The following is a 14,431-nucleotide window of genomic DNA, read 5'->3' on the forward strand; positions in this document are numbered from 1 at the left end:
CTCAATCTACAGATTAAATACTGTTTTCCGTTAGCCTGAGCACACACCCCTCTATCGATGTGTTCGGTGTGTCTGTTATCAAACCACAGAAGATATGCGTCTCACCTGTTTGACCCTATTAAGTAACTTCCCATTAAATCGAGTATACACCCCTCTATCGATGTGTGATCTCGTTTTTGAAGGGCTAAAACACCAGATTATCGAGGAATTTGTCCGGAGAGCATGGACGGCTCTACTGACCTAAGTCCCAGTATACTTGTCAGAAGCTACTCGTCCGCGTCGACTGGCCCTTTGTATTGTGAGCGGATCTTTTCCCCTTCCCGCCACTGCCAGTAGTAGTAGCGGTTACCATTGATCGCCTTGATCGTGATCGTCGCTTTGGCGGGGACGTCATCTGGGATATCATCAGGTCGCTCTTCATTTTGGTCGTCAGCTGACTCCTCGTCGGGCTGAGCGCCACGTGCTTTGTGCGATGCGAGCGCCTCGGCGTAGCGTGCGACGTATCGGAGATCCGTTGGCGAGTAGCTGTTGAGTGTGTCAACGATCTCTGTCGGGAGGTCTTCCGGTGGCGTCGGTGGCTTGGGAGACATCGTCAGTCGCTTCGTGTCGCTCTTATGTAGAACTACGGAAAGCCCCCATAACAAGGCAGTCAATGGTGATATCGACGGATGCGCCTGTGAGATTCAGCGATCTAATGATCCCGAATGTATGAGCGGCCTGCTCCAAGCCTTGCTTGGACAGGCCGCGGAACTTCCGCAGCCACGGTTGAACAAGCGAAAACAGACATTCTGCCTGATTAATGTGGACTCCGTCAGGCGATACGTACCTCTCTTTGTGGACGACCGTTCGGTGATCCCGATCCATCTCGCGGTACGCTTGGAGTCCATCTGTCCAGACCTCTCCCAGCCGCTGGGAGAGGTCTTCAGCTTCCTGAATCACTGGCTCAAGATCGCCTTCGTAGTCGATCCCACGCTGTCCGCGAATCACACGAAGCGAGTCGCGGCACGCCGCGACGAGCGTCAGCTGGTCACCGTGACGCCCTCGCCAGCGTGATCGGCCAGTGCGCGACGAGCCGCCGCGAGAACGACTGTTTCGCGGCGGCTCTTGACCTTTGTAGCCAGAACAGACTTTGCCAGATTCGTCGACCTGTGTCGGTCCATCGATGGTCTTGTTAAACAGTTCCCAGGTGAGGGGGAAGCCGCGCTGAACCGCGGCTTCCGCCTCCCGAATCGCCGTGTGAACGGTTTTGTAAGCGCGACCGAGCAGCGGCGCAATTTGGTTGATACTCAGCAGCGTATCTGCGTAGAGAGTGAAAGCGAGAAGCACCTCACCACAGGAGAGGTGCTTCTCGTGAAATGGCGTTCCATGGGTGTATACTGGCTTAAATTCGCAATTACGGCATCGAACTCGGTCGTGTTTTTCCCACGTCATAATACTCTGGTGACCACAGCGAGGACAGGATGTATTCTCCCAGAACCGCTTGAGCCGCCGCTCGATGCGGGCATCGAGCGGCTCGGTGTTGATCTCGATAACTCCGAGCTCGATCAGCTGCCGAAACATCCCGCCGAACGCTGACTCAGTGGAAGACATATCGCCAGATTAGAACTGTCTGAGTGTAATTATACGGGCTTTCCGCGTTTCTACATAAGAGCGATTTTCTCCCTCCTGACGATCTACCACTGACCACTTCCGAGATATCCGCTAAATCATTTCGCCGCAAATGTCTCTGTTGACTCGATGGAAACGCTGCTACCCTAGCAGAGCGTGAAACAAGATATGGGGCGCAAGAGACCGACGGATTTCACGTGCCATCGAGCACGTTCTGTTGACTGGTCCGTGTGCGAAAGAAGCCGAGTCATGGGCGTTACAGCCCGGATGCCGCGCCCCGCGGCATCCGGGAAAGCCCGAATAGGTGAATCTCTGCTTCACGCACTGGCGTCCCGGGTGAACCAACCATGTACCTCGGAATCGACGTCCACAAACGGTACGCACAGGTGGCAGTGATGGATGAGGCTGGGAAGATCGTCGAAGAGGTTCGCGTTGAGAACGCGAACCTCGACGAGCTCGCCCAGCGGTACGCCGGCGCACAAGCCGTGCTTGAGGCAACCTCCAACTACTACCACATCCACGACACGCTGTCGGAGCACTTGGATGTGACCGTTGCTCATCCCAAAAAGATCAACCAGATCGCAGACACCGACAAGAAAACCGACCGCGTTGACGCCAAAGAACTCGCGCGGATGCTCCGGTTAAATTCGGTGCCTGAAAGCTACGTTCCGACCGAGGAGGTTAGGGAAGCCCGCGCACTCGTGCGCGGGCGACAGACCCTGGTCGAAAACCGTACCAAGTACGCCAACAAGGTCCATGGACTCCTCTCCGATCACGGCATCACCGAAGACGTGAAACCGCTAACCGTGGAGGGACGAGAGTCCCTGCGGGGACTCTCGATCCCGACGCCGTTCGACACGCTGCTTGAGTCGTACCTCGACCTGATCGAGTCGCTCACCGAAGAGATTCAGAAGCTCGATGAGACGATCGAAGAGCGCGCTGGGTCTCTGAAGGAGACCCAGCTGCTCATGACGATTCCCGGTGTGAGTTACTACACTGCGCTGACAATCTACGCGGAGTTAGGTGGGATCGACCGGTTTGACGGTGACAAGGAGGTTGTCAGTTACGTGGGATTGAACCCGGTGATCCGCGAGTCAGGCGACTCGCGGATCGAAGGGGGCATTTCGAAACGTGGATCAGGGCGTGTACGATGGCTGCTCGTCCAAGCAGCAAACACCGCAGTTCATACGAGTAACGACGAGTATCTCAGTCGGTTTTACGACCGGTTAGCAAGCCGGAAGAACTCACAGAAAGCGATCGTGGCAGCAGCTCGGAAGATGCTGGTATCGATCTACCACATGCTTGATCGGGGAGAAGCGTACGATCCACCGGGTGTAACCGCATAGACGAGGGAGCTGAGGGCCGCCGGTCCGGCGGCCCTCAGTGGCGGGCCGAGGCCCTCCGTGAGCGTCAGCTATCGCCAGACAGCGACCGCACCGCAGACACGTTCCGACCGCCTGCCGGTTGTGAGAACAGCAGATCCCCGGACGGCGTAATTATTTTGTCGTTAGACGTGGTTTGCCCGGGTAGCAGCGTTTCCATAGGTGAAATCCTCAACTGATGATATATTCTTGGAGCCGTAATGAATACAGCGCGCGAGTCGGTCACGAGAGAATGGTTGTTACTGAACCAGTTGAATCGGTAGCTACAGAGCGCGGCTCTAATACAATAAGGGTTGCCCCGTAGCGGTTCAGCCACTTTGCTCAGCGAGTCCGTAGCTTACAGAACTCGGGGAGCGATGGTTATGAAGACCCCGTTAGGAGTCGCCGGGACGCTCCTCGGGATTTAAACATCCACCCCGGCCGTAGTCGCCTTGCTCACTCTCTGCGCTTCCGAGAATCGAATCGGTACAGTAGGGCCACAGTGAGGCGACGTACGTCGAGCCGTTGTGACGAAGGTATATTCCAGAGGGGAGAGTTCCGTCGGTCTGCGGGTCGCTACGGTCATAATAGGGTAGCGGAGAGAGCGCCGCTCTGACGTCCGAAAACTCCGACCTGTCGAGGCGCTGGTCGGCAACCGAACGCTCCGCTGCACGGCTGAGCGCTGTTCGAATCGGCTCGACGGAGCGAAGTCGTTCATCACTCGACGGCGTCACCGTTGCTCCGTCTGGTGTATCTGTGCGAAGAATCTCTAGTAAGCCACCGTTGTCTCCCGGGTCAGCGAGACAGCCAGAGAACGCCGCGATGCTCGTCACACTACAAAGGTGGAGCACTCGACGACGGGAGAGCGGTGAACTCATACACGGACAAAGCATCGGTTGAAATTAATTATTTCCGTCTCGACTCCATCGGGCTGGCTGTTACATACGCAAGCGCGTTCTATCGGCTGACTCGTGATTTAGATCGTCTGTATCTCGCACGTAGCTTCTATCAGCTCTGAAGTATTTCAACAGAGCCAGTTTATACCAATCGAGGGTGGAAATGGAAAATACGTCGGTGGCCTCGATCCCGTTGCCGCCGAGGGGCGGAGGCCGCATTCGTTCCGCGGCTCGTGCTGGCGTCCGTCGGCTCCTCCGTCAGCCGAGGAAGTCGATCCCGGTGATCTCGAACCGCGCGCCGCCGCTCTCTGCCTCAGTCGCGACGACGTCCCAACCGTGCGCGTTGACGATCGTCCGGACGACCGAGAGGCCGTAGCCGTGCCCGCCGTCGCGCGTGGTGAAACCGTGGTCGAAGACCTCCTCCTCGCAGCCGTCAGCGATCCCGGGGCCGTCGTCCTCGACGAAGAGGCCCGTGTCGAGAGGCCCGACCCGGACCGCTGCGTCGTCGCCGCCGTGGTCCGTCGCGTTTTGGAAGAGGTTCTCGAACAGCTCGCGGAGTCGGTCGGGGTCGCTGCTCACCGACGGAACGGGCTCGTAGGTGAGCGCCGCTCCCGAGTTCCCGCCGAGGCTCCGCCAGGCGGCCTCGACGACCTCGCCGACGTCGGTCGGCTCCGGGTCGCTGACGACGTTTCCCTGTCGCGCGACGCGGAGCAGGTCGTCGACGAGCCGTGCCATCCGGTCGGTCGTCTCGCCGATCCGTTCGAGGTGTTCCTCGTCACCGGCCTCCTCGTACAGCGTCAGGCTCCCCTCGATGACGTTCAGCGGGTTCCGAAGGTCGTGCGCGAGAATATCGGTGAACTCCTTGAGGCGGTCGTTCTGCCGCTCTAACATCCGCTCGTACTCCTTCGCAGTCGTCGTGTCCCGGCTGATCGCCGCGTACCCGTGGAACTCGCCGTTCCGCAGCGGCGACAGCGTCAGGGTGCCCCAGAAGACGGAGCCGTCCGCGCGCCGGTGCCAGTGTTCGAACTCGACCGATTCCTCTCTCGGCTCCGCGAAGAAGTCCCCGGGAAGTGAGTCGGAGTCCGCCTCGCCCTCGTCGTCGGCGAACAACATCCGGACGTGTCGGTCAAGGACTGCCGTCGCGTCGTGTCCGTAGAGCGCCATCGCCGGCGCCGGCCACGCGATGATGTTCCCGTCGGCGTTCAACATGAAGATTGCGTGCGTGGAGACGCCTTCGAGGAGGCGACGGGCCACGGGGTCTCCCGACTCAGAGGCGTTCGTCGGAGGATCAAGGGCGTTCGTCGCGGGGTCGGGATCGTCTGTCACACGAGGGGATTACGCTCCGGTTACCAATCTCTTCGGACTGGCTTACCAAGGTACTTATACCAGAACCAAGCGGCGAGGCCGCGGGCGTCAGTCTGCCAGTTCGACCACCAGGACTTCCATGTCGGAACCCGTGCCCTCGGTCCGATACTCCCACGTTCCGCGGGGATCGACGCCGTTCTCGAGGGCGTCGCAGAGCACCCGACCGAGGGCGACCTCGAACTCCTCTGTACTCGATATGTCGTCTTCGGATGAGTCGCCAGTTGTCATGATGAAACGTACACTCGACTGCGATACGATGCTGTCGCGAAACTCACCGCCGCGCAAACAGAGACCGCAGTCGTCTGTTTCTACGATTATTGATAGGTCTCCTAAACGGATAATACTACCGAAACACATGGTACACCAAGGTGAATCGCGCTCCGGTAGAAGGTTTCTACCGAGTTTTTAACGCGTTTGCGACAGAACAGTGCTGTATCTGATGAGCGTTATCGTTGAGTTGACTATTCCATCTGTCGAATTCGAATTGGGACGGATCCTCCGGATCGAAGAGCCGACGCAGCTCACGCTGGAAACGATGGTGCCGCTGGGCGGGAAACCCACGCCGTTCGTTCGGATCCAGAACGAAGTCCGCGAGACGTTCGAGCGCTCCGTCCGTGAACACCCCTCGGTCAACGACATCCAGCTCGTCGACACCCACGATGACGAGACGCTGTACGCGCTGAACTGGGACCCCTCGGAAGCCTCGCTGCTCCGCCGGATCCTCGACTTGGACGCGGTCCTGCTGGGTGCGACCGGAACCGCCGACACGTGGGGGCTCGAACTCAGGTTCCCGAGCCACGAGGGGCTCTCGTCGTTTCAAGAGTTCTACCTCGACGAGGACATCGGCGTCTCGATCGAGCGCATCTACAACCCCACGAAGCCGGACGCCGGTCCGTGGTACGGGATGACGCCTCCGCAGCGCGAGACCCTCGCGGCCGCCGTCGAGGCCGGCTACTACTCGCTCCCGCGGCAGATCTCCACCCAGGAGCTCGCGGACTCGTTCGGCATCTCCGATCAGGCCGTCACCGAACGCCTCCGGCGCGGTATCTCCACGCTGGTACTGAACACGCTGCTGGTCGACGAACCGGACGAGTAGCCGCGGTTCTGGCGGTGAGGCTCTGTTGAAGTTCTATTCTTCAGATACGTTTTGTCCGAAACAGCCGGTCACTGAAAACTGCGAATTAGACGGGTCTCTGACACGTGAGAGACAAGTGACGGTACGGACAAGACGGTAGTTGAGAAAATCATCGAAGGAATCGCCGATGCGAAAGATGTGAAGCCGGAGAATCCTCACATTATGCTCGAAAATTACCTGAATTGAGGCGCTAAGGCCCCTTCCTCAACGAACGAGCGAAGCGAGTGAGTAGGGAGGGGATACAGCGCCGCACGGTTCTCAAACACGTTCGACGCTCGGCCCACAGGCCCACGCAATCGAAACAACTATGCGCACAAACACGCATAATGCGTATGTAATGAGGCGGAAGAACATCACCATCCGCGAAGACCAAGCCGAGTGGGTCGAGGAGAACCATCTTAACCTCTCGTCGTTCGTTCGCGGACAACTTGACGAACTCATCGAAGAACGCTCGTGAACTACAACTACAGGTATCGACTCCGACCGTCCGACGCTCTCGAAGAACAGTTAGCGTGGACTCTCGATACCTGTAGACAAGTCTACAACCACTTCCTCCACCGCCTGAATCGGAACGACGACACCTCGGCATACTCCGAGCAGAAGCTCCTGCCGAGTCTCAAGAAGTGGTGGAGCGACCTGAAAGGCGTTCACTCGAAGGTACTACAGAAGGTCGTGCAACGGCTGTACGACAACCTCTCGACACTACGAGGGCGCAAAGAGAACGGCTACCGCGTCGGGACGCTCAAGTGGAAGCCACCGGGCGAGTACCGCAGTTTCACCTACAGTCAATCCGGCTTCAAGCTCAAGAACACGGGCGGTCGGACGCGACTGTGGCTCTCAAAACTCGGAGAAATCCCGCTCACCTTCCACCGCGACCTCCCCGACGACGCCGACATTAAGACCGTCACGGTCAAGCAAGAACCTACCGGGAAGTGGTACGCCATTCTCGGCATCGAGACGCCCGACGACCCGCCGGAGAAGCCGGAGAATCCCGAGAACTGCGTCGGCATCGACGTGGGGATTCTCAAGTACGCCCACGACACGGACGGAACCGCCGTCGAATCCCTTGACCTCTCCGATGAACGCGAGCGTTTGGAACGCGCACAGCACGACCTCTCGCGGAAACAGCACGGGTCAGACAATTGGGAGAAACAGCGTCGGGTCGTGGCAGAACGCCACGCCGAGTTGAAGAACAAGCGCCGCGACTTCCTTCACAAGCTCTCGAACTACTACGCTCGGGAGTACGACTTCGTGGCGGTCGAGGACTTGGACGCAAAGGGGTTGGTCGAACTACCGGGCAACTCGCGGAACCGGGCAGGTGCGGCGTGGGGAACATTCCTGCGGATGCTCAAATACAAGTGCGAACGCGAAGGAACGTACTTTGTTGCTGTGAATCCGCGCGGAACGACGAAAGAGTGTGCGTCCTGCGGCGTTTCGACCGAGAAACCGTTGTGGGTGCGCGAACACTCCTGCCCGGCGTGTGGGTTCGAGGCTGACAGAGACGCGAACGCGGCGTTGAATATTCTTTCTCGCGGTGTGAAGAAGCGGTTAGGAGCGGGACGCTCCGAATTAACGCCTGTGGAGACTGCGCTCCCTGTGTCCTCGGTTGTGGATGCAAAGCGCGTCGTGAAAACAGGAAGCTCCACCCTCAAGCGCGAGGGCGTCAGCCCGAGCGGTAGGGTGGGGTAGTTCACTATCGGTTTCCGTCGGGAGAAGAACAGTACGGAGCGGAACACCGCCGAGGACGGGACGGTCCTCGGGGTTGACCTCGGTATCCAAAACCTCGCTGTCACCAGCACCGCCTTCTTCTTCAGCGGGCGGGAGTTGACTCACGACTTCCGCGAGTTCGAGAAAGTACGCGCCGGACTCCAACAGACCTGGACGCGAAGCGCCCATCGGGCGCTCGAACAGTCGAGTGGCCGGGAACTTCGCTACGTGCGTGACGTACTTCACCGAGCGTCGAACGCTATCGTGGACGAAGCCCTCCGATATGAGTCCGACGTGATAGCCTTCGAGAACCTAACCCACATCCGCGATCGCACAGGTGCGTGTGGGGTCACAAGCGGGCGTTCCGAGCGCTGTACGAGAAAGTGGCGTATAAATCCGAAGCGAAAGGTATCTCAGTGAAGCAAGTCAGGTCAGCGTACACGTCACAGCGGTGCTCCGAGTGTGGCTTCACAGCTGAGGAGAATCGCGCGACCCGCACCGATTTCCGGTGCGTGAAGTGCGAGTCGGAAGCGAACGCGGACTACAACGCGGCGAAGAACACCTGGATGCGGTATGTCCGTCGGGGCCAACAGTCGTCTCGCTAGACGGGCAATAGTCAGCATGCCCTAAAGTCTGGAACAGTGACGCCGAGTGGCGGATTCACCGCCTACCTGGATGGGTTCGAGGCCGAGTTCATGGACAAGCCCCACTCTCCACGAGCGAACCCCTCAGAGTGAGCGAAGTAGGGTGGGGTAGTTGACACACCTTATCGGCAAAGGCGAGGCCCTCGACGGGTCGATGCTGTTCTTCGACGCCCTCGACATGGAGTTCGACAAGGTCGAGATCCCCAAGCAGGACGACTGCCCGGTCTGCGGCGATGACTCGGCCATCGAGTCCGTCCACGACGTGGAGTACACGGCATCCTGCGCGATCGACGCTGGTGGCGACGCCGAACCGGAGATCGAAGCGATCGAGTAAGAGGTTTCCCTCCGACCCGGTTTGGGGCGACGCGAACCGGGGAGTTTCTGAGACGCGGATGGTTCGTAGCGCCGGTCTCGCCGTTTCCCGTTGAGCGACCGCGTGCCGAGTGCTGTGAGAATACTCGCCGTCTGCGGGGTTCGTTCAGCGCTCGCTTCGGATCGACACGGTCTCCTGTTCGAACGCCTCCTCGTTGTCGCGCCACCGCCACGAGCCGACGAAGGGGTAGCCGTCAAGTGCGCAAATGACATACGAGTGGTCCGGCCACGTGGCCTGTGCGGCGTCCGTCTCGCTCGGGTGCGTCGGTCCGGTCGGGTGCGAGTGGTAGAACCCGACCACGTCAAGACCCGCCTCCTCAACGGTCTCAATCAGCTCAAGCTGCTCTTCGGGGTCGATCAGGTAGCGGATCTCTGGTGTTTCCGCGACGTTCTCAGCGGCGTACGTCTCTGTGACGACGCTCTTGTCACCGTCAGTGCCGTGTTCGCCAGCGAGCACGCCACAGATCTCTGCCTCGCCGCCTTTGTACGCCCGATACACGATGTCATCGTACGCTGCCCGCGCGAGTTCGATCATACCCTGAGATAGCCTGATGTCCGGATAAGTCCGTTCCGACCGCCAAGGGGGGAGGCGAGTCAGGAGAACCGGCGGTCATTGAGGACGTGACGTACGCAAAAATAGGGGTGCTGTTCGCGGAGTTGACGCCGTCTCCGAGTCAGCGTTGTGTCGGGTGAGCGCGCCGAACCGTTTAGCTGAAAGTAGGCGCTAAGCCCCCTTCCTCAGCGAGCGCCGACCTAATGGGAGGTGCGAGCAGGGAGGGGATACAGCGCCGCACAGTTCTCATACACGATTCGGTGACAGACCCACAGATCCACGCAATCACAACTTTTTCACAGTAGGGTAGTACAATATTGACCGAACCTAATGAAGTACGACCTCGACTCGGGAGCGCACTCAACGTATTCCCTACACTACCACCTGATACTCACCACGAAGTATCGGCGTGGAGTGCTCACCGAGGAGCGAACCCAATTCATTCACGAGGTCATCAGCGGGTTCACGGACAACTACGGTGTCGAACTGACGAACCTCGACGGCGAGGACGACCACGTACACATCCTCTTCCGAGCGAAACCAACCACAGACCTCGTGAAGTTCATCAACACGGTCAAGGGCGCGACCGCCCGCCGTATCCGCAACGAGTACGCGGACGAACTGAAGACCAAACTGTGGGGCGACTCGTTCTGGAACGACTCGTACTGCCTCATCTCGACGGGGCAGGTATCGCTGGATGTACTGAAACAGTACGTAGAGGACCAACGCGAGTAGAATGTACTACGCCTACAAGTACCGTCTCAAGCCGTCCGACGCCCACCGTGAGGAGTTGGACCGCCACCGAGACATCTGTAGGCAACTGTACAACCACACGCTCTACCGTCTCAACGAGTACCAAGACGAACACGGTGAACTGCCGTCCATGACCACGCTACGGTCGGAACTCCCCGACCTCAAGAAGTGGTGGGACAGCCTCACCGACGCGTACTCGAAGGTTCTCCAAACCGTTGTGGAACGACTGTTCGACAACCTCAAAAGCCTCTCTAAACTCAAAGAGAACGGCTACGGTGTCGGTCAACTCAAGTGGAAGCCGCCACGGGCGTTCCGCAGTTTCACGTACAGTCAGTCTGGCTTCAAGCTCGACAAGAAGGGCGGTCAAACTGTGCTGTCACTCTCGAAACTCGGGGACATACCGATTCGGCTTCACCGCGCCATTCCCGACGACGCGACGCTCAAACAGGTCACGGTCAAGAAGGAACCGACGGGCGAGTGGTTCGCCACGTTCGGCGTCGAAATGGATCGCGAACCACCCGAACCGCCTGAGAACCCCGAGACGTGCGTCGGTATCGACGTGGGCATACTCAAGTACGTCCACGACACGGACGGGACGGCGGTCGGGCCACTCGACCTCTCAGACGAGCGCGACCGCTTGGAACGCGAGCAACGGAAGCTCTCGCGCAAACAGCACGGGTCGAACAACTACGAGAAGCAACGGCGTCAAGTCGCGGAGTATCACGCCGATCTCCGACGGAAGCGCCGTGACTTCTTGCACAAGCTCTCGGCGTACTATGCCCGGGAATACGACCTTGTGGCGGTCGAAGACCTGAATGTGAAGGGGATGATGGAAACTCCGTCGAACAGCCGTAATACTGCGTCTGCCGCGTGGCGAACGTTCCTCTCGTTGCTCGAATACAAGTGTGAGCGAGAGGCGACGCACTTCGTCGCGGTCAATCCGAGAGGGACGACCAAGAAGTGCGCGTCGTGCGGCGTTTTGACCGACAAGCCGTTGTGGGTCCGTGAACACTCGTGTCCCGCCTGCGGGTTTGAGGCGGACAGAGACGCAAACGCGGCGTGGAACATTCTTTCTCGCGGCCTCGAAGACGTAGGAGTGGGACACTCCGAATCAACGCCTGTGGAGACTGCGCTTCCTGTGGATACCTCGGTATCTGTAAAGCGCGTCGTGGAAGCAGGAAGCCCTACCCTCAAGGAGCGAACGGCGTCAGCCGTGAGCGAGTAGGGTAGGGTAGTTCACAACGTGATAATCTCGTAGTCGTCGCCGACGAGCGATTCGGGTTCGAGCCAGCAGTCACGAATACACTGAAGCGCCGGGAGACAGATCGGATCGAACTCGCCGGCACCGCCGTCCCTGTTCATACCGCGAGCTGGTGGCTGGCCTCGCCGTAGGCGAGTGCGGCTTGGGTCACGGTGAGATTCTGTTGACTGTGCGCGTACAGAGGCGTTATAACAAGATACTGTCTAATCACAGTCGGATGGCGATACTGGACGACCTCTCGGGGTTCGAGTTCGAGGACCTGATAGAAGATGTCTTCCGCAACCTCGGCTACGAGAACGTCCGCCAAGCTGAGAAGACAGCTGACGAGGGCCGAGATGTCCTGATGGAGGAAGTCATCGACGGAACACGGAGAGCAATCGTCGTCGAGTGTAAGCACACGGGGACGGTCGGGCGGCCAGTCGTCCAGAAGCTCCACTCGGCGATCGCGACGTTCGACTTTGACGGCCCCAAACGCGGAATGGTCGTCACGACTGGCCGGTTCACGGACCCTGCTCAGGAGTACACAAACCGACTCCAACAGAACGACGACCCCCACCCAATCGAGTTGCTCGACGGCGAGGCTCTCCGGGAGATCGCCGACGAGATCGGGCTTGATCTCTATAACGGTCGCATTGAGATTCTCTGTGACGAGACGCTACGTCCCCACGATCCGACAACAGATGTCGACGCCCCCGTCAAGGAGAGGTTCCGTGACATCGAGAACATCGAGGCCGCCGACCTTCCGGAGCCACATTCGACGGTGACGTTCCGCCCGGTGGTTGCGGTCACCGCGGACACGAACGCTGTCTTCGAGACATCGGTAGGCGTCATCCACCGGATCAACGATCGCACACAGTTCGTCGTCCACGCTGACCGTGGACATCCGAAGGTGGCCGACGACGACGTCGCGACGCTAGTCATCGAGAACTTCCACGCGGCGGTCCCCCTCGATATTGGACAGTTAACCGAGGTATTCGACGACGTCGAGGAGCGCCGATTTGGGCAGACCCAAACAGAGTACAAGGAGTGGGCTGTTGACCGGCTTCAGGACTATCACACGACGACGGTGACCTACACCGGCGACAACAACGTCACCTACAACAAGACGTGTAAGCCGAATCTCTCGGATATCTCTGTGCAATCGATCGAGCCGGTGTATCTCCCTGAGGTTCGGCAGACGACCGAGCTGCAAGAGTATTCGTATCCGTACGAATACTATGCTGCTGGCCCTTCACGGGTCACCTTGGAGGACGGGATTCATCGGTGCGTCCACTGCGAGACGAGCGGTATCGACGAGACCTACACCTACTGTTCGAACTGCGGGGCGATCGCCTGCCGCAGCCACATCAAGACCGAACGGGTGGAAGGTGAGCCGGTCTGTACGGGCTGTGCGGTGACCGAACGGTTCGCGTTGAAGCCGAAGTACTTCTACGGCGAACAGAATCTCGAGACGTTCCGCGAGGAATACGCCGAGATGCCACTTCACGAGAAGGCGATGGAGAACCCGTTACTGGCGGGCGGCAGCGTGGTCGCGGCGCTGCTGCTCATCATTGGACTGCTCGTTATCGGCGGGGTCATCTGAACGGGCTTGCTGATCACCTAGACTGGTGGTATTTATATCACCCCAGAAGCCCTGATGGGCGCTAACCCAGCGTTGAGGTCTGTTTGTCTACATCTACTTCGCAGTCGACGCCGTCGCTAGGCGCATCGGGTCACTCGAGAGTTGGCGCGGTCCGACGGATATTTCGCTGTTGGCGGCGACCTCCTCGTGAATGAGTCGCTACGGGACGGCCGGCCGATTCTTGCTTCTGTGTGCCGTCTGGGGCACCGCGTTCATGGCGACGGACGTCGGCCTGGCTGATCTCCCTGCGGTGCCGTTTGCGGCCGTGCGTTTCGACATCGCTGCCGCACTGTTGTTTGTCGCTGTGGTTGCCTCCGATGCGGATATCCGTCCCCATACTCGGGACGACTACGTCTACGTGCTCGTCGGTGGCGCGCTCACAATCGGTGCGCACCACGCATTCCTCTTCGCGGGCCAGCGGTACGTCACGGGCGGTGTCGCGGCCGTTCTGTTGGGTCTCGTCCCCGTGGTGACACCTGCGCTCACGCGGCTCGTCTCTACTGAGGAAGAGTTTACCGCTGCCACCGCACTCGGCGTCGTGCTTGGATTCGTTGGCGTCGTCGTCATCGCTGATCCCGACCCCGCGAATCTCGCGGACAGCGTCTTCGGAGTGTCGCTCGTGCTTGCGTCCGCACTTGCGTTCGCCGTCGCCGCGGTCGTCACGCACAGCAGGTCGCCGTCGATGCCGTTCCTCTCGACGCAGGCGTGGATGATGGCTATTGGCGCCGTCGTGCTCCACGCCGCTGTGATCGCAGTCCCTGGTCAATCGTTCGCGGCCGCCACGTGGACCCCGTCCGCACTCGCCGCACTTGCGTACCTTTCTGCCGTTGCTGGCGTCGGCGGCTTCTTGCTTTATTTCACGTTACTCGACGACCTCGGACCCATCGAGATGAGCTTCATTGAGTACGTCATCCCCGTGTTCGCAGCGCTGGCCGGCTGGCTCGTGCTTGGTCAGGAAGTGACGCCGGCGACCGTCGCCGGGTTCGGGTTCATCGTGGCAGGGTTCGTCGCCGCGAAGTGGCGGACATTGCGTGGAACATAGTAGTGCGTGATTGGTGACTTCGGGAGACCTTCCGAACACTTCGCTGGGGTCCCAGTGGTTGGCAAGTGCGGTACACGATCAAAGGATCATCTCACGAGCCGATTTTGAGTGGA

At 59.4% G+C, this 14,431-nt stretch carries 14 protein-coding genes and 1 pseudogene; 9 read left to right on the forward strand and 6 right to left on the reverse strand.

Annotated elements, in window-relative coordinates:
- Window positions 1-266: 266 nt before the first annotated feature.
- Window positions 267-590, reverse strand: a complete 324-nt coding sequence (locus EO776_RS17185) for a hypothetical protein (RefSeq protein WP_085682831.1) — start codon at window positions 588-590, stop codon at window positions 267-269.
- Between the two features lie 22 nt (window positions 591-612).
- Window positions 613-1,590, reverse strand: coding sequence for an IS1595 family transposase (locus EO776_RS17190; RefSeq protein ID WP_129452605.1), 978 nt, complete (start codon window positions 1,588-1,590; stop codon window positions 613-615).
- Between the two features lie 365 nt (window positions 1,591-1,955).
- Between EO776_RS17190 and EO776_RS17195 the strand changes: the two genes are divergently transcribed.
- Complete coding sequence (locus tag EO776_RS17195; protein WP_129452606.1) at window positions 1,956-2,954, forward strand: IS110 family RNA-guided transposase; 999 nt, start codon at window positions 1,956-1,958, stop codon at window positions 2,952-2,954.
- A gap of 1,169 nt (window positions 2,955-4,123) precedes the next feature.
- On the opposite strand, the gene EO776_RS17200 is transcribed toward EO776_RS17195, so the two are convergent.
- Both EO776_RS17200 and EO776_RS17205 read right to left on the reverse strand, forming a co-directional pair.
- The gene (locus tag EO776_RS17200; protein ID WP_129452607.1) at window positions 4,124-5,191 is read right to left on the reverse strand and encodes a two-component system sensor histidine kinase NtrB; all 1,068 of its coding nucleotides are present in this window, start codon (window positions 5,189-5,191) and stop codon (window positions 4,124-4,126) included.
- 87 nt (window positions 5,192-5,278) lie between these two features.
- Entirely contained in the window at window positions 5,279-5,458 is a 180-nt protein-coding gene (locus EO776_RS17205; RefSeq protein ID WP_049933472.1) for a hypothetical protein, read from the reverse strand.
- A 211-nt stretch (window positions 5,459-5,669) separates the two neighbouring features.
- Here EO776_RS17205 and EO776_RS17210 point away from each other — a divergent pair, with 211 nt between their 5' ends.
- The 4 genes and pseudogenes from EO776_RS17210 to EO776_RS17230 all read left to right on the forward strand — a co-directional run bounded on the left by EO776_RS17210 (window position 5,670) and on the right by EO776_RS17230 (window position 9,050).
- The gene (locus tag EO776_RS17210) at window positions 5,670-6,326 is read left to right on the forward strand and encodes a helix-turn-helix domain-containing protein (protein ID WP_129452608.1); all 657 of its coding nucleotides are present in this window, start codon (window positions 5,670-5,672) and stop codon (window positions 6,324-6,326) included.
- 492 nt (window positions 6,327-6,818) lie between these two features.
- Window positions 6,819-8,054: an RNA-guided endonuclease InsQ/TnpB family protein gene (locus EO776_RS17215; RefSeq protein WP_129452609.1), complete on the forward strand. Its 1,236-nt coding sequence runs from the start codon at window positions 6,819-6,821 to the stop codon at window positions 8,052-8,054.
- A gap of 6 nt (window positions 8,055-8,060) precedes the next feature.
- Window positions 8,061-8,809: pseudogene (locus EO776_RS19495) on the forward strand (RNA-guided endonuclease InsQ/TnpB family protein); the annotation flags it as partial.
- A 19-nt stretch (window positions 8,810-8,828) separates the two neighbouring features.
- On the forward strand, window positions 8,829-9,050 hold the full coding sequence (locus EO776_RS17230; RefSeq protein ID WP_241897855.1) for a hypothetical protein: 222 nt from the start codon (window positions 8,829-8,831) through the stop codon (window positions 9,048-9,050).
- A gap of 144 nt (window positions 9,051-9,194) precedes the next feature.
- Here EO776_RS17230 and EO776_RS17235 read toward each other — a convergent pair whose 3' ends face one another.
- Window positions 9,195-9,623 carry a desampylase gene (locus EO776_RS17235; RefSeq protein WP_094521374.1) on the reverse strand — a complete coding sequence of 143 codons (429 nt, stop codon included), beginning with the start codon at window positions 9,621-9,623 and terminating at the stop codon, window positions 9,195-9,197.
- A gap of 348 nt (window positions 9,624-9,971) precedes the next feature.
- Between EO776_RS17235 and tnpA the strand changes: the two genes are divergently transcribed.
- The gene (gene tnpA / locus EO776_RS17240) at window positions 9,972-10,376 is read left to right on the forward strand and encodes an IS200/IS605-like element ISHma12 family transposase (RefSeq protein ID WP_094494233.1); all 405 of its coding nucleotides are present in this window, start codon (window positions 9,972-9,974) and stop codon (window positions 10,374-10,376) included.
- 1 nt (window position 10,377) lies between these two features.
- A complete protein-coding gene (locus EO776_RS17245) occupies window positions 10,378-11,619 on the forward strand; it encodes an RNA-guided endonuclease InsQ/TnpB family protein (RefSeq protein ID WP_094521372.1) in 1,242 nt (413 codons plus the stop codon).
- An 11-nt stretch (window positions 11,620-11,630) separates the two neighbouring features.
- Here EO776_RS17245 and EO776_RS19675 read toward each other — a convergent pair whose 3' ends face one another.
- Window positions 11,631-11,756 (reverse strand): hypothetical protein, encoded by a 126-nt coding sequence (locus tag EO776_RS19675; RefSeq protein WP_254921798.1) that lies wholly within the window; start codon window positions 11,754-11,756, stop codon window positions 11,631-11,633.
- A 116-nt stretch (window positions 11,757-11,872) separates the two neighbouring features.
- Between EO776_RS19675 and EO776_RS17250 the strand changes: the two genes are divergently transcribed.
- Together EO776_RS17250 and EO776_RS17255 are read left to right on the forward strand one after the other, a co-directional pair.
- On the forward strand, window positions 11,873-13,237 hold the full coding sequence (locus EO776_RS17250; protein WP_129452610.1) for a restriction endonuclease: 1,365 nt from the start codon (window positions 11,873-11,875) through the stop codon (window positions 13,235-13,237).
- A gap of 190 nt (window positions 13,238-13,427) precedes the next feature.
- Window positions 13,428-14,318, forward strand: a complete 891-nt coding sequence (locus EO776_RS17255) for a DMT family transporter (RefSeq protein ID WP_094521370.1) — start codon at window positions 13,428-13,430, stop codon at window positions 14,316-14,318.
- Window positions 14,319-14,431: the final 113 nt, after the last annotated feature.

The sequence above is a fragment of the Halorubrum ezzemoulense genome (genome assembly GCF_004126515.1).
GTDB classification, from domain to species: Archaea; Halobacteriota; Halobacteria; order Halobacteriales; family Haloferacaceae; genus Halorubrum; species Halorubrum ezzemoulense.

Bases quoted from the DNA above. Each gene is read 5' to 3' on its own strand.
- EO776_RS17185 (WP_085682831.1), bottom strand. From the start codon at position 590: ATGTCTCCCAAGCCACCGACGCCACCGGAAGACCTCCCGACAGAGATC.
- EO776_RS17190 (WP_129452605.1), bottom strand. From the start codon at position 1,590: ATGTCTTCCACTGAGTCAGCGTTCGGCGGGATGTTTCGGCAGCTGATC.
- EO776_RS17195 (WP_129452606.1), top strand. From the start codon at position 1,956: ATGTACCTCGGAATCGACGTCCACAAACGGTACGCACAGGTGGCAGTG.
- EO776_RS17205 (WP_049933472.1), bottom strand. From the start codon at position 5,458: ATGACAACTGGCGACTCATCCGAAGACGACATATCGAGTACAGAGGAG.
- EO776_RS17210 (WP_129452608.1), top strand. From the start codon at position 5,670: ATGAGCGTTATCGTTGAGTTGACTATTCCATCTGTCGAATTCGAATTG.
- EO776_RS17235 (WP_094521374.1), bottom strand. From the start codon at position 9,623: ATGATCGAACTCGCGCGGGCAGCGTACGATGACATCGTGTATCGGGCG.
- tnpA (WP_094494233.1), top strand. From the start codon at position 9,972: ATGAAGTACGACCTCGACTCGGGAGCGCACTCAACGTATTCCCTACAC.
- EO776_RS17245 (WP_094521372.1), top strand. From the start codon at position 10,378: ATGTACTACGCCTACAAGTACCGTCTCAAGCCGTCCGACGCCCACCGT.
- EO776_RS19675 (WP_254921798.1), bottom strand. From the start codon at position 11,756: ATGAACAGGGACGGCGGTGCCGGCGAGTTCGATCCGATCTGTCTCCCG.
- EO776_RS17250 (WP_129452610.1), top strand. From the start codon at position 11,873: ATGGCGATACTGGACGACCTCTCGGGGTTCGAGTTCGAGGACCTGATA.
- EO776_RS17255 (WP_094521370.1), top strand. From the start codon at position 13,428: ATGAGTCGCTACGGGACGGCCGGCCGATTCTTGCTTCTGTGTGCCGTC.